The 12609-nt window shown below is 67.6% G+C and carries 13 protein-coding genes; 7 read left to right on the top strand and 6 right to left on the bottom strand.

What is annotated here, in order from left to right; all coding sequences use genetic code 11:
• The first annotated feature begins 5 nt into the window (after nt 1-5).
• From J0I42_RS09165 to J0I42_RS09140, 6 genes are all read left to right on the top strand, one after another.
• On the top strand, nt 6-1454 hold the full coding sequence (locus tag J0I42_RS09165) for an acyl-CoA reductase (RefSeq protein WP_291654521.1): 1449 nt from the start codon (nt 6-8) through the stop codon (nt 1452-1454).
• Nucleotides 1444-2232, top strand: a complete 789-nt coding sequence (locus J0I42_RS09160) for an ABC transporter ATP-binding protein (RefSeq protein ID WP_291654520.1) — start codon at nt 1444-1446, stop codon at nt 2230-2232. Before J0I42_RS09165 ends, J0I42_RS09160 begins: the two co-directional genes overlap by 11 nt.
• Entirely contained in the window at nt 2229-2978 is a 750-nt protein-coding gene (locus J0I42_RS09155; RefSeq protein WP_291654519.1) for an ABC transporter permease, read from the top strand. The genes J0I42_RS09160 and J0I42_RS09155 overlap by 4 nt, the downstream gene beginning before the upstream one ends.
• A 4-nt stretch (nt 2979-2982) precedes the next feature.
• Complete coding sequence (locus J0I42_RS09150; protein ID WP_291654518.1) at nt 2983-3975, top strand: ABC transporter substrate-binding protein; 993 nt, start codon at nt 2983-2985, stop codon at nt 3973-3975.
• Nucleotides 3972-4739 carry an SDR family oxidoreductase gene (locus J0I42_RS09145; RefSeq protein WP_291654517.1) on the top strand — a complete coding sequence of 256 codons (768 nt, stop codon included), beginning with the start codon at nt 3972-3974 and terminating at the stop codon, nt 4737-4739. The genes J0I42_RS09150 and J0I42_RS09145 overlap by 4 nt, the downstream gene beginning before the upstream one ends.
• Before the next feature lie 77 nt (nt 4740-4816).
• Nucleotides 4817-5488: a nitronate monooxygenase family protein gene (locus J0I42_RS09140; RefSeq protein WP_291654516.1), complete on the top strand. Its 672-nt coding sequence runs from the start codon at nt 4817-4819 to the stop codon at nt 5486-5488.
• Between the two features lie 46 nt (nt 5489-5534).
• Here J0I42_RS09140 and J0I42_RS09135 read toward each other — a convergent pair whose 3' ends face one another.
• From J0I42_RS09135 to katG, 6 genes are all read right to left on the bottom strand, one after another.
• Nucleotides 5535-5924, bottom strand: a complete 390-nt coding sequence (locus J0I42_RS09135; RefSeq protein ID WP_291654515.1) for a c-type cytochrome — start codon at nt 5922-5924, stop codon at nt 5535-5537.
• Nucleotides 5925-5934: 10 nt separating this feature from the next.
• Nucleotides 5935-6258, bottom strand: a complete 324-nt coding sequence (locus J0I42_RS09130) for a hypothetical protein (RefSeq protein WP_291654514.1) — start codon at nt 6256-6258, stop codon at nt 5935-5937.
• 26 nt (nt 6259-6284) lie between these two features.
• A complete protein-coding gene (locus J0I42_RS09125) occupies nt 6285-7601 on the bottom strand; it encodes a sulfite oxidase (RefSeq protein WP_291654513.1) in 1317 nt (438 codons plus the stop codon).
• Nucleotides 7602-7682: 81 nt separating this feature from the next.
• Complete coding sequence (locus tag J0I42_RS09120; protein WP_291654512.1) at nt 7683-8468, bottom strand: anti-sigma factor; 786 nt, start codon at nt 8466-8468, stop codon at nt 7683-7685.
• Entirely contained in the window at nt 8465-8986 is a 522-nt protein-coding gene (locus J0I42_RS09115) for an RNA polymerase sigma factor (RefSeq protein ID WP_291654511.1), read from the bottom strand. The genes J0I42_RS09120 and J0I42_RS09115 overlap by 4 nt, the downstream gene beginning before the upstream one ends.
• 144 nt (nt 8987-9130) lie before the next feature.
• Entirely contained in the window at nt 9131-11305 is a 2175-nt protein-coding gene (gene katG, locus J0I42_RS09110; RefSeq protein ID WP_291654510.1) for a catalase/peroxidase HPI, read from the bottom strand.
• Between the two features lie 184 nt (nt 11306-11489).
• Between katG and J0I42_RS09105 the strand changes: the two genes are divergently transcribed.
• Nucleotides 11490-12461 carry a hydrogen peroxide-inducible genes activator gene (locus J0I42_RS09105; protein WP_291654509.1) on the top strand — a complete coding sequence of 324 codons (972 nt, stop codon included), beginning with the start codon at nt 11490-11492 and terminating at the stop codon, nt 12459-12461.
• Nucleotides 12462-12609 lie beyond the last annotated feature (148 nt).

Genomic DNA, 12609 nt, shown 5'->3' with positions numbered 1-12609 from the left:
CCGTCGTGATCGAGCATGCGGGCCATCTGCCGGGCCTGAATCGCGAAGCGTTGCGCTGGCGCAAGGCCAGCCATAGTGCGTGGGGCGAGAGCGCGACCATCGGGCTGCCGGAGCTCGACGAGGCACAGGCCGCGGCGCTCTGCGCTCACGTACGCGGCAACGCGCGTGCCCGGCTGAAGCAGATGGACACCGCCCGCATCGTCGCCGCGATCGACGCCGCCATCGCGCGCCTGCTCGACCGCCAGCACCCGTTGCGCCGCAAGGCGGAACATCTCCTGCCGATCGTCACCGGCTATGATCGCGAGACCGTCCGGCTCAGCCTCACCGGCTATCTCAAGACCTTCCGCAAGCCGCAGCTCCTGCGCTTCCTCGCCGAGGATTTCGCCAATCCCGGCGTGCTCGACGGCTTCCAGCCGACGCCCAAGGGCGGCTATCTGCGGGCCCATGGCCCGAACTTGCTGCTCCATGTCTGGGCGGGCAATGTCCCGGCGCTCTCACTCTGGAGCCTGATCTGCGGCTTGCTGGTCAAGGCCGGCAGCATCGGCAAACTCGCCTCGGCCGAGCCGCTGACGGCCGGCTGGTTCGCGGGCCTGCTTGCCGAGATCGATCCCGAGATCGGAGAATGCCTCGCCATCACCTGGTGGAAGGGCGGCGAAGCGGCGTCCGAACCGGTCTTCCTGCGCGAGGCCGATACCGTCATGGCCTATGGCGGCAACGAGACGCTGGCGGCTCTGCGCGCCAAGCTGCCGATCACCACGCGCTTCCTGCCGCATGGCCACAAGATCGGCTTCGGCGTGATCGCGCGCGAAGCGCTCGACAGCCGCAAGGCCCCTGCCCTCGCACACCTCGCCGCCCATGACGTCATCCGCTACGAGCAGCAGGGCTGCTATTCCCCGCAGATGCTCTTCGTCGAGCGCGGCGGACGGGTCAGTCCCGCGGAGTTCGCCCGCTACGTCGCGCAGAAGCTTGCCGCCCTCGCCTCCCGCCATCCGCGCCGCGCGCTCTCATCGGGCGAGGCGACGTCGATCGCGGCATGGCGCGGCGCACAGGAAACCCGCGCGATGGAGGGAGCGGCGGAATTGCTCGGCGATCCCACCGATGCCTGGAGCATCGTCCATGTCGAGACGCCGGAAGCCCTGAGCCCCACCGGGCTGAACCGCACGCTCAAGCTGGTCGCGGTCGAAAGCCTCGACGAGGTTCCCGCCCTCGTCGCGCCCTATCGCAGCTTCCTGCAGACGGCAGGTGTCGCCGCATCGCCGGAGCGGCTGTTCCGGCTTTCGGAGCAACTCGGCGAGGTCGGCGTCAGCCGCATCGCCCCGCTCGGCCGCATGACCGCGCCCGAAGCCGGCTGGCATCATGACGGGCGCTTCAGCCTGCTCGACCTCGTCACCTTCACCGAGATCGAACAATCAGCGGAAGCTGCGGCAGAAGGGTTTGCACCCTATGTCGATTGAACCCAAACCCGGCTTCGTCACCATCGAACGAGCCGGCTATCGCTACGATGCGGCCGGCCCGGCCGTCGTCGATGCCATCGACTGGACGATTCCGCGCGGCGAGATTCATTGCCTGCTCGGCCGCAGCGGCTGCGGCAAGACCACCTTGCTGAAGCTCGCCGCCGGCCTGCTGATGCCGACAGAAGGCGCGATCCGCATCGGCGGAGAGGCGCTGGCCGGCCCGAGCCCGCGCGCCGGCTTCGTTTTTCAGGCGCCGACCCTGCTCGGCTGGCTGAGCGCACTCGACAACGTCCTGCTGCCGATCTCGCTGAAGCGCCGCCCTGCAGTCGCCGACGAGGATGAAGCGCTCGACCTGCTGAATCGCGTCGGCCTCGCGGACTTCGCCCACCGCCGCCCCTCCGCGCTTTCCGGCGGGCAGCAAAGCCGCGTCGCGGTCGCCCGCGCACTGGTCGGCAACCCCGACCTGCTGCTCCTCGACGAACCCTTCGCCGCGCTCGACGCGCTCACGCGCGAGGAACTGCAGGACGACCTGCTGCGGCTTTGCGCACTCAATGGCACGACCGCGCTGTTCGTCACTCATGATATCGGCGAGGCGGTCTATCTCGCCGACACGGTTGCCGTCATGGAAGCCGGCCGGATTACGCATGGACGCCGGATCGAGCTGGCACGCCCGCGCCATCGCGACATGCGCTACGCTCCCTCTTTCATCGCTGCCTGCCGCGAATTGCGCGACGTCATGGACGGCGCGGCGACCGTCAGCCGGAGGCCGGCAGCATGATCGCGCGCCTGCCCTCGCTCCTACTGTTCGTCGCGCTGATCGCCGGCTGGGAAGCCTGGTGCCGGCTCGGCGGCTTGTCGCCGCTCGTCCTGCCTGCGCCTTCCAGCGTGCTCGCGACGCTGTGGAGTGAGATCGCGACCGGTCGGCTCTGGCCGCATCTGGCAATGACCGCGGCGGAGATGGCGCTGGGCCTCGGCATCGGCGCCATCGTCGGACTCGGCGTCGGCATTCTGCTGGCGGAATTCCCGGCGCTGAGCCGGTTGCTGCGGCCTTATGTGCTGGCGAGCCAGCTCGTACCCAAGCTCGCGCTCGGCCCGCTCTTCATCATCTGGTTCGGCTTCGGCATGACGCCGACCGTCGTCATCACGGCGCTGATCTGTTTCTTCCCGCTGATGGAGAACACGCTGACCGGCATCAGCGAGGTCGACCCCTCCCGGCGCGAGCTCTTCCGCATGCTCGGTGCCGGCCGCCTCCAGACCTTGTTGCGGCTCAAACTGCCATCGGCGCTGCCCGTCATCATGGCTGGCCTGCGCGTCGCCGTCGTCCTCGCATTGGTCGGCGCGGTGGTCGGCGAGTTCATCGGCGGACGCATCGGGCTCGGCGCCTCGATCATCGCCGCGCAGAGCGTGATGGATTCGAGTCTGATCTTCGCGCTGTTCATCGTCATCACCGCCCTTGGAATGCTGCTCTACGAGGCCGTGCGCCTGATCGAGCGCCGCGTCCTGCATCGTTTCTCGAAAGGCTGAATCCATGTCCGCGCTGCGCGCCTTCCTCATGCTTGCCCTCTCCTGCCTGGTCGCGGTGCCCGCAACGGCACAACCTCTCGACAAGGTCACCGTCGCCGGCTGGAGCCAGCCGATCAGCGAAATCACCAACCTCCTGGCCGAGCCCGACAAGGGCTTCTTCAAGGCCAGGGGCATCGCGCTCGACTACGTGCCCGGCAATGGCGGTGGTGCAGCGCTGCAGAACATGATCGCCGGGCAGGCCGACATCGCCTTCACCGACCCGGCCGCTCTCTATCTCGCGCTCGACAAGGGCGAGAAGCTGGTCGCGATCTACAACATCTATCCGCAGAACGTCTTCAACGTCGTCGCGCTCAAGAGCAGCGGCATCCGCACGGCGGCCGATCTCAAGGGCAAGCGCATCGGCGTCTACAGCCTCGCCAGCGGCACCTACCAGAACCTGCTCGTGCTGCTGCATCAGGTCGGTCTCGGCGAGAAGGATGTCGCGATCCAGCCGACCGGGCTGCTCAACTTCGCGCCCTTGATGCAGGGCCAGGTGGATGCCACCGCCGCGACCGATACCGGCCTGCTCGTCGCCCGCGCCAAGGGCCTCGGCGAGGCCAACGTCATCGAGGTCCGCGACCAGATCAACCTGCCGAGCGACATCTTCGTCGTGAAGGAGAGCTATTACGAGCAGAACAAGCCGCTGCTGAAGCGCTTCCTCGCCGCCTACCGCGATTCCGCCGCCTGGATGATCGCCAAGCCCGAAGAAGCCGCGCGCATCGCCGTCACCCGCGCGATCAACGGCCGCGATGAAGCGGTCAATCTCGAGATCATCAAGCTGCGTAACGCGTCCAGCATCTCACCGACGACCGATCGCGAGGGCCTCGGCCGCTTCGATCTCGACGCCCTGCAGAAAGGCGCCGACACCTTCCGCAGCCTCGGCCTGATCAGCAGCCAGATCGACATGAAGGCGATCGTGAAGAACGACCTGATCCCGCCGAAGGATGGCGCGCCGTGAGGTTTCACGACCGGGCCATCCTCGTCACCGGCGCCAGCCGGGGGATCGGGGCTGCGATCGCGAAGGCCTTCGCCGCCGAGGGCGGGATCGTCATCGTCAACTACCGCTCGAACGAGGCGGCGGCCGAGGCCGCCGCCGCGGAATGTCGCGCCGCCGGCGGCGAGGCGCTCGCCATCGCGGCCGATGTCACCTCCCCCGAAGCCGTCGCCGCCATGGCGACGCGCATCGCGGAAGAGGTCGGAAGGCTCGACGCCGTCGTCAACAACGCCTTCGCACCCTACCGCTTCGACCCGGACAACCGCGCACGCTTCTGGGAAACGCCCTGGGAAGCCTACGAGCAGCAGTTCGAGGGCGCGGTGAAGGCGGCCTATACGGTAAGCCGCGCGATGCTGCCTCTGCTCCAGCGCCGCAGCGGCACGGCGATCGTCAATCTCGCCAGCGATCTGGTGACGCGGCCGAGCATTCCCTATCACGACTATACCACCGCCAAGGCGGCGCTCGTCGGCTTCAGCCGCAATCTCGCGGCCGAGCTTGGCCCACTCGGCATCCGCGTGAACTGCGTCGCGCCGGGGCTGGTCTATCCGACGCAGGCGAGTGCGGATACGCCGGAAGAGGTGCGCGAGATGCTGATCGCGCAGACGCCCTTGCGCCGCATCGCGACGCCCGAGGATGTCGCCGGCCCGGTGCTGTTCCTCGCCAGCGACTGGAGCCGGTTCGTCACGGGCCAGGTGGTCCATGTCGATGGTGGATTGGTGATGGCCTGAACCAGTGATGAGAAGCAGGCCTCCCCTCCGCTCGAAACCTGTGGCATGCCCGCATCCACAGCTCCATTGAGAAGGCCATGACCGGGCCCGACTTCATCTTCATGCTCACGCGCCATGACCGGACGGTTCCGGAAGCCGCCAGCCATGTCGCGACTGCGCTGGAGGCCGGTATCCGCCATATCGGTTTCAAGGATATCGGCCTGTCCTTCGCCGAACTCGGAACCGTTCACCGCCTGATCAAGTCCGGCGGCGCGATGAGCTATCTCGAAGTCGTCTCGCTCGACCGCGCCAGCGAGATCGCCTCGGTGCGAGCGGCGATCGATCTCGGCGTCGACCATCTGCTCGGCGGAACCCATGTCGAGGACGTGCTGGCGCTGCTGCGCGGCACCGGCATCCGCTACTATCCATTCGCTGGCCGCGTTTCAGGGCACCCGAGCATCCTGGAAGGCTCCGTCGCGGAGATCGCCGACAGCGCGCGCTCCATCGCCGGCAGGGAAGGCGTCGACGGGCTCGACCTGCTGGCCTATCGGTCACGCACGGATGTGGAAGCGCTCATTGCGGCGGTCTGCGCCGCGACGGACAAGCCCGTCCTCGTCGCCGGCTCGATCGAGCGCCCCGAGCAGATCGCTGCGATCCATCGATGCGGAGCCGCCGGCTTCACCATCGGCACGGCGGCGCTGGAAGGCCGTTTCCCCGCCTCCGGCCCCGGCTTGCGGGCACAGCTCGATGCCATCGCCGCCTGCCTCTGAGCAGGCGGCGGCCGAGCCACTTCACAGAGCCGGACGTGGAAGGCCGTCAGGGTGCCTTCTTGCCGGCGGCGTCGAACTGCTTGAGATAGGCCAGCAGATCGGCGATGCGCTTCTCGTCCTTGAGGCCGGCATAGATCATCTTGGTACCCGGAACCTTGGCACGCGGGTTCTGGATGTATTCGGCGAAGGTCGCCTCGTTCCAGGTGAGGCCGGAGTCCTTCATCGCCGCGCTGTAGCTGTAGCCTTCGCGCGAGCCGGCCTTCTGGCCGATGACGCCGTTGAGGGCGGGGCCGATCAGGTTCTTGGCGGTCTCGCCGACCTGATGGCAGGCGCGGCACTGGGAATAGACCTTCTCGCCGGCGGCGGCATCCTGGGCGCGAGCGGGCTGCACGACGGCCGCCAGCAGGGCAGCGGCCGCGAAAACTGCAAACTTCATTCTGGAAATCCTATTGCTTGGGAGCGAAGGGGCTGACCCAGCCGCCTCCCTGGGCCGGTGCCTTCGGCGGGAAGGCCTGCGCGAGATAATCGAGCAGGGTCTTGCGCATCTCCGGATCGGGCTCCGGCATGTTATGCTTCTCGGTCATCCAGTTGAGCGTCTCGTCCCAGCGGACGCGATCCATGCCCTGCCGGCCGACGACCTTCATCGAATGGCAGGCGATGCAGTAGCCGAAGGTCTCTTCGCGGCCTGGGAAATCGGGCAGCGTTTCGGCCGTCTCTTCCTGGGCGAAGCCGGCGGAGGGGGCGAGGAGGATGGCCGCGAGAGCGGCCATCCGAAGCGATTGCGCGAGCACCATCGTCAGCCCACCAGGACCGCGATGCGATGCAGCGGATTCGAACCGTAACCCTGCGGGTTCCAGTTCGTCGCGACATGCGGCTGAGCGACGCCGCGAGAATCGGTCGCGCGGGCCCAGAGCTCGAAATAGCCGTCGCTCGGCAACGTGATCTTTCCGGTCCAGCGCACCCAGTCGTATCGATTCTTCGGCTTGGCGAGCGTCATGGCGTGCCAGCGCTGGCCCGCATCGAAGGAGACTTCCACCTTCGCGACCTCGTGATCGCCGGCCCACGCGGCGCCACGCAGCGCAACCTCGCGCGTCGCCGCCGGCAGGCGGGCGCCATTGGCGGGCGCGCTGATGATCGAGCGCACCGGCATCGAGGTCAGGTCGGTGAAGTTGGTCTTGCCGTCGGCATTCGAGCCGGGGACGATCGGCACCGTGGGAACGCGATAGGAGGTGCCGCCCATGCCCTGCCCGTCATGCGGCGTCGCCCGGACCAGGATGCGGTTCAGCCATTTCGAGGAAAGCGAGGCCGGCCAGCCCGGCACCACGAGACGCAGCGGGCCGCCGTGGATATGCGGCAGCGGCTCGCCGTTCATCGCCCAGACGATCAGGCAATGCGGCTCCAGCGCCTTCTCGATCGGCATGCCCCGCGAGACCGCGTCCTTGGCGGTGTCGCCGGAGAGATGCGGATCGGCACCATAGTGGCCGGTGAACTTGGCGGAGGACTTGAGGCCAGCCGCCTTCAGCACGTCGGCAAGGCGCACGCCGGTCCATTCGGCGCAGCCCGCTCCGCCATTGGTCCATTGATTGCCGCGCGCCGCCGGCGTGTAGAAGGAGCGGCCGTTGCCCCCGCATTCCAGCACCATCCGGAAGGTGTGCGGGGTGAAGCGGGACTTCAGCTCCTTGACAGTCAGCGTCAGCGGCTTGTCGACCTCGCCCTCGATCTTGAGCTGCCAGCCATCGACATCCTTCACCGGCTCCGGGATCTGGCCGTTATTGCGGACGAAGAACTTGGAGATCGGCGTCGTGTCGTCGTCGAGCAGGTTCTCGGGCGTCTCGGCGACGAGGGGGCGGTCACCGAGCAGGGTCAGGCCCTTGTCCTTGCCGGGATAGTCGAAGGGCTGGGGTCCCTTGGCCGGAGCGGCGGCCGGGGCGCCCTGCGCGGCAGCCGGCGAGGTCACCGACAGGCGCGGCAGGCCACCGGCAGCGAGGCCGAGCGCGGCAAGGCTGCCGCCGAGCAGAAGACGTCGGGATGTGCGAGGGGTGTCAGAGTTGCCTTCAGCAGGCACGGCATCGGTAGCGGCTGCGCCATCGCGCAGGTCGGCTTCATTGAGCATGGCGTTTCTCCCGAGGACATATTCCTCACCCGAGACGACGCATCACGACTTCGATTTATTCCAACCCGAGAGAATCTTTTTTCAACCGAGGCAGGCCGGTCCGACGCTGCGGGCCTCGGCCAGTACCGCGACCTGCTCGCGCGGGACGCCGGGCTCATCGCGCGTGATCCGGGCGACCAGCGCGGCGATGCCGTCGAGGCGGGCGGCGTCGATGCCGCGGCCGAGCACTGCATAGCTCGCCCGCTCGTCATGCCAGGCGCGGATCGCGAGGCCGTCGCGATCCTGCACCGCGGGATGCAATGGCAGCGCCTCCTCGACGGGCGCGATCCAGAGGCCGACGCGGCAGCCGTTGGGCCCGACATAACCGGCAAGCATGCCGCCTCCCCCGCGCCCGGCAGGGTCGAGCGAAAGATGCACGAGGCGCAGCGAGGCAAGCGACAGATCGGGCAAAGCACCGGCTTCGGCACCGGCAAGCTCGACGCCAAGGCGCGGCGCCGCGCTTGCCGGAGACTGGGCAAGCCAGCTTTGATGCGCTGCGACGGCGGCCGAAAGCGACGATCCCGGCGATTGCCGGTATGCGATACCGAGCGAGGCCGCGCCGATGAGCAGGGCAAAACAGGCGGCGGCGGTCCAGGGCAGCCAGCGCGTCATGGGCGGACGAGCCTGCGGCAGCACGAGCGGCGGCGGCGCCGGCACCGGCGAAGCGGCTTTGACCGTCGCGCGCAGCTTCGTCAGCGTCGCGACCCGGGCGGCGGCCTCGCGATCGTCGGCGAGCGCCGCGGCGACCTTCGCGGCCACGTCGGGCTTCAATTCGCCGTCGACATAGGCGTTGAGCGTGGTCCAGGAGAGTTGTTCGGGGTCGGTCACGTGTTGCTGGCTCGTTTGCGTTGCCGCGCGGCGAAGGGGCGGATCGCTCCGCCCTCGATCGCATTCAGAAGCGAAAGCCGCGCCCGGCTGAGGCGACTCATCACGGTTCCCACGGGCACCCCCAGGATATCCGCGGCCTCGCCATAGCGGAAGCCGGCGAGATCGACCAGTTCCACGATTTCGCGATGCAGCGGATCGAGACGTTCGAGCGCCTGTCTGACGGTGATGGCGGCAATCAATCGGTCATCATGCCGCCAGGACTCGTCTTCGGGCGCCTCCTCGGCAGCCAGCGCACCGGTCACGCCACGACGATGCTCGTCGATCCAGGTATTGCGCAGGATCGCGAAGAGCCAGGCCCGGATACGCTCCCCTTCCTCCGGCGGCGCAGCGGCAAGCGCCTTCGTCGCGCAGGATTGCAGGAGGTCAGCGGCGCCATCGCGATTGCCGCTCAGGCGCAGCGCGTAGGAGAACAGACGCTCCCAGTTCTGGCGCAGCGCACGCTCGACGATGATACGCAAGGACGAAGCCCTCCGCAGCGAATGCGCCCTGTCTATCTCAGCCACAGGGAGGCTCCAAGCCTCGCCGCGGCTGCGATCCCAATGGAAAGCCCCGCCGGCCGGGCCGACGGGGCTTGTGGCGGAGCCATGCTCGCAACGGGGATGTTACGCGAGATCGGCGCGATCGGCGTTCATCACCTTGGCCCAGGCCGCGACGAAATCGTCGACGAATTTCCGGGCATTGTCGTCCTGGGCATAGACCTCGGCATAGGCGCGCAGCACCGAATTCGAGCCGAAGACCAGGTCGACACGGCTCGCAGTCCACTTCACTCCGCCGGTCTTGCGATCGCGGATCTCGTAGAGACCATTCGCCACGGGCACCCAAGCGTGGGCCATGTCGGTGAGGTTGACGAAGAAATCGCTGGTCAACGCGCCGACGCGATCGGTGAACACGCCATGCTTCGTACCACCATGGTTGGTGCCGAGCACGCGCATGCCGCCGAGCAGCACCGTCATCTCCGCCGCAGTCAGGCCGAGCAACTGGGCACGGTCGAGCAGCATCTCCTCGCCGGTGACCACATAGGCTTCCTTCTGCCAGTTGCGGAAACCGTCGGCGAGCGGTTCCAGCACCGCGAAGGAGGCGACATCCGTCTGCGCGTCCGTGGCATCGCCACGACCCGGCACGAAGGGCACGGTCACGTCGAATCCAGCCGCCTTCGCCGCCTTCTCGACGCCGACATTGCCGGCGAGCACAATGACGTCGGCGATGCTCGCCCCGGTCGCGGCCGCGATGGGCTCCAGGACAGCAAGGACCTTCGCCAGGCGCGCCGGCTCATTGCCGGCCCAGTCCTTCTGCGGAGCGAGACGGATGCGGGCGCCATTGGTGCCGCCGCGCTTGTCCGAACCGCGGAAGGTGCGGGCGCTGTCCCAGGCGGTCGAGACGAGATCGGCGGTCGAAAGCCCGCTCGCGGCGATCTTCGCCTTGACGGCCGCGACGTCGTAGCCGACGCGGCCGGCCGGGACCGGGTCCTGCCAGATCAGTTCCTCGGAGGGGACATCCGGCCCGAAATAGCGCGAGGACGGCCCGAGATCGCGATGGGTCAGCTTGAACCAGGCGCGGGCAAAGGCATCCGAGAACGCGTCGAAATCGTTGAGGAAGCGCTCCGAGATCGCCCGGTAGACCGGATCGGCCTTCAGGGCGATATCCGCGTCGGTCATCATCGGGTTGTGACGGATCGAGGCATCCTCGACGTCGACCGGCTTGTCCTTGTCGGCGATGGTGACCGGCTCGTATTGCCAGGCGCCGGCCGGCGACTTGCGCAGCTCCCATTCGTGGCCGAACAGCATCTCGAAAAAGCCGTTGTCCCAGCGCGTCGGATGGGTCGTCCAGGCCCCCTCGATGCCGCTGACCACCGTGTCGCGGCCGACGCCGCGGCCTTTCCGGTTCATCCAGCCCAGGCCCTGATCCTCGATCGAGCCACCTTCCGGTGCCGGGCCGAGATTGGCGGCGTCGCCGTTGCCATGGCTCTTGCCGATGGTGTGACCGCCGGCCGTGAGAGCCACCGTCTCCTCATCGTCCATCGCCATGCGCGCGAAGGTCTCGCGCATCATCGCCGCGGTCTTGAGCGGGTCCGGCTTGCCGTTCACGCCTTCCGGATTGACGTAGATCAGGCCCATCTGGACGGCTGCCAGCGGGTTAGCGAGCGTCTTCGCATCGGCGAGATCGCCATAGCGATTGTCGCTCGGCGCGAGCCATTCCTTCTCCTCGCCCCAGTAGATGTCCTTCTCGGGGTGCCAGATATCCTCGCGGCCGAAGGCGAAGCCGAAGGTCTTCAGCCCGGCGACCTCATAGGCGATCGTGCCGGCGAGCGCGATCAGGTCGGCCCAGCTGACGCGGTTGCCGTATTTCTTCTTGATCGGCCAGAGCAGGCGGCGCGGCTTGTCGGTATTGGCGTTGTCCGGCCAGGAGTTCAGCGGGGCGAAGCGCTGGTTGCCGGTGCCTGCACCGCCGCGGCCGTCCGAGATGCGATAGGTGCCGGCGGCATGCCAGGTCATGCGGGCCATGGTGCCGACATAGCTGCCCCAGTCGGCCGGCCACCAGTCCTGGCTGTCGGTCATCAACGCGCGCAGATCGCGCTTCAGCGCCTCGACATCGAGCTTCTTCAGCTCCTCGCGATAGTTGAAATTCCGGCCGAGCGGATTGGTCTTGCCATCGTGCTGATGGAGGATGTCCAGATTCAGCGCATTCGGCCACCAGCCGGTGACCGAGCCACCGGCCTGGGTCATCCCGCCATGCATGACCGGGCACTTGCCGGCCGTCTTCACGTCACCACCGTCCATGATGTCCCCCTTTGGAGCTTGCTGAGTCGGGTTCTTCCGGAAGGCGCCATCGCCTCGTGCCGGAATACGGCGCATCCCGCACCCGGCCGAAGACCGATGCCGCACCGTTCCATGAGAATAGTTCTAGGGAAAACCAATCATAATGAGAACTTTAATTTTCAAATCATTATGATAATTTTTACAAATGATATCGATCCGACATCTCCGCTATTTCGCGGCTCTGGCGCAGCATCGCCATTTCGGCCGTGCGGCCGACGCCTGCGCCATCAGCCAACCGGCCCTTTCGCTGCAGATCAAGGATCTGGAGGAGGTGCTCGGCGCCCAACTGGTCGAGCGCGACCGTCGGCAGATCCGGCTGACCGGCCTGGGCGAGGCCTTCGCCGGACGGGCGCAGCATATCCTGCGTGCGGTGGACGAACTGGCGGACCTGGCGCGTGCTTCGAGCCCCTCTCTCGGCGGCCGGCTGCGCATCGGCATGATCCCGACGGTCGCGCCCTATCTCCTGCCGGCGGTGATCCGGCGACTGGCGGAGCGCTTTCCGGCGGTCGATCTGCGTCCGCGCGAGGCGGTGACCGGCAAGCTGACGGAGGACCTGATCAGCGGCAGTCTCGATGTCGCGGTGATGGCCCTGCCCGTCTCCGAGCCCTCCCTGCAGGATCACCCGCTTTTCGACGAGGAGTTCGTACTGGTGCGCGCGCCGGCCGACCGGCACAAGCCGCCGCCGAGCGCGGAGAGCCTGGGGGCGATGCGCCTGCTGCTGCTGGAGGAAGGCCACTGCTTCCGCGATCAGGCGCTGGCCTTCTGCGACATGGCGCCGGGGCTGTCGCAGGACCCGATGGAGGGCAGTTCGCTGGCGACGCTGGTGCGCATGGTCGGCGCGGGCATGGGCGTGACGCTGATCCCCGAAATGGCCGTGGCATCGGAAACCTCGGCCGTGGAGGTCAGCATCGCCAGGCTGGCGGAGCCACGGCCACGGCGCAGCATCGGACTGGTCTGGCGCAAGACGAACCCCCTGTCCGAACATTTCGTGCAGATCGGCGAGATCGTGCGCCAGGAGCACGATCTCCTGCGTCACCATCGTGGGGCGGCGCGCATTCCCGATGCGCAGCTTCGGGGCGGGCCAGGCATCTCCGACGATCTGGCCGGTCACGCATAGGAGAAGGCCGGGCCAGCCAACCTGCGTCAAACCGGGAGCAGCGCGAGTGGCGCAGTGGAAACGGGAGGCTCAGTTCATCGCCGTCGCGGCCAAGCCGGCGAGGCACCGCATCCTCATGAGGCCTTTCGACAAGAAAAGCGGCCCGTTA

Origin of the sequence: Allobosea sp., from assembly GCF_017308015.1 — a bacterium.
Classification (GTDB): domain Bacteria; phylum Pseudomonadota; class Alphaproteobacteria; order Rhizobiales; family Beijerinckiaceae; genus Allobosea.
The sequence above is the reverse complement of the archived record's forward strand: the minus strand, read 5'-3'. Positions and strand labels throughout refer to the sequence as shown.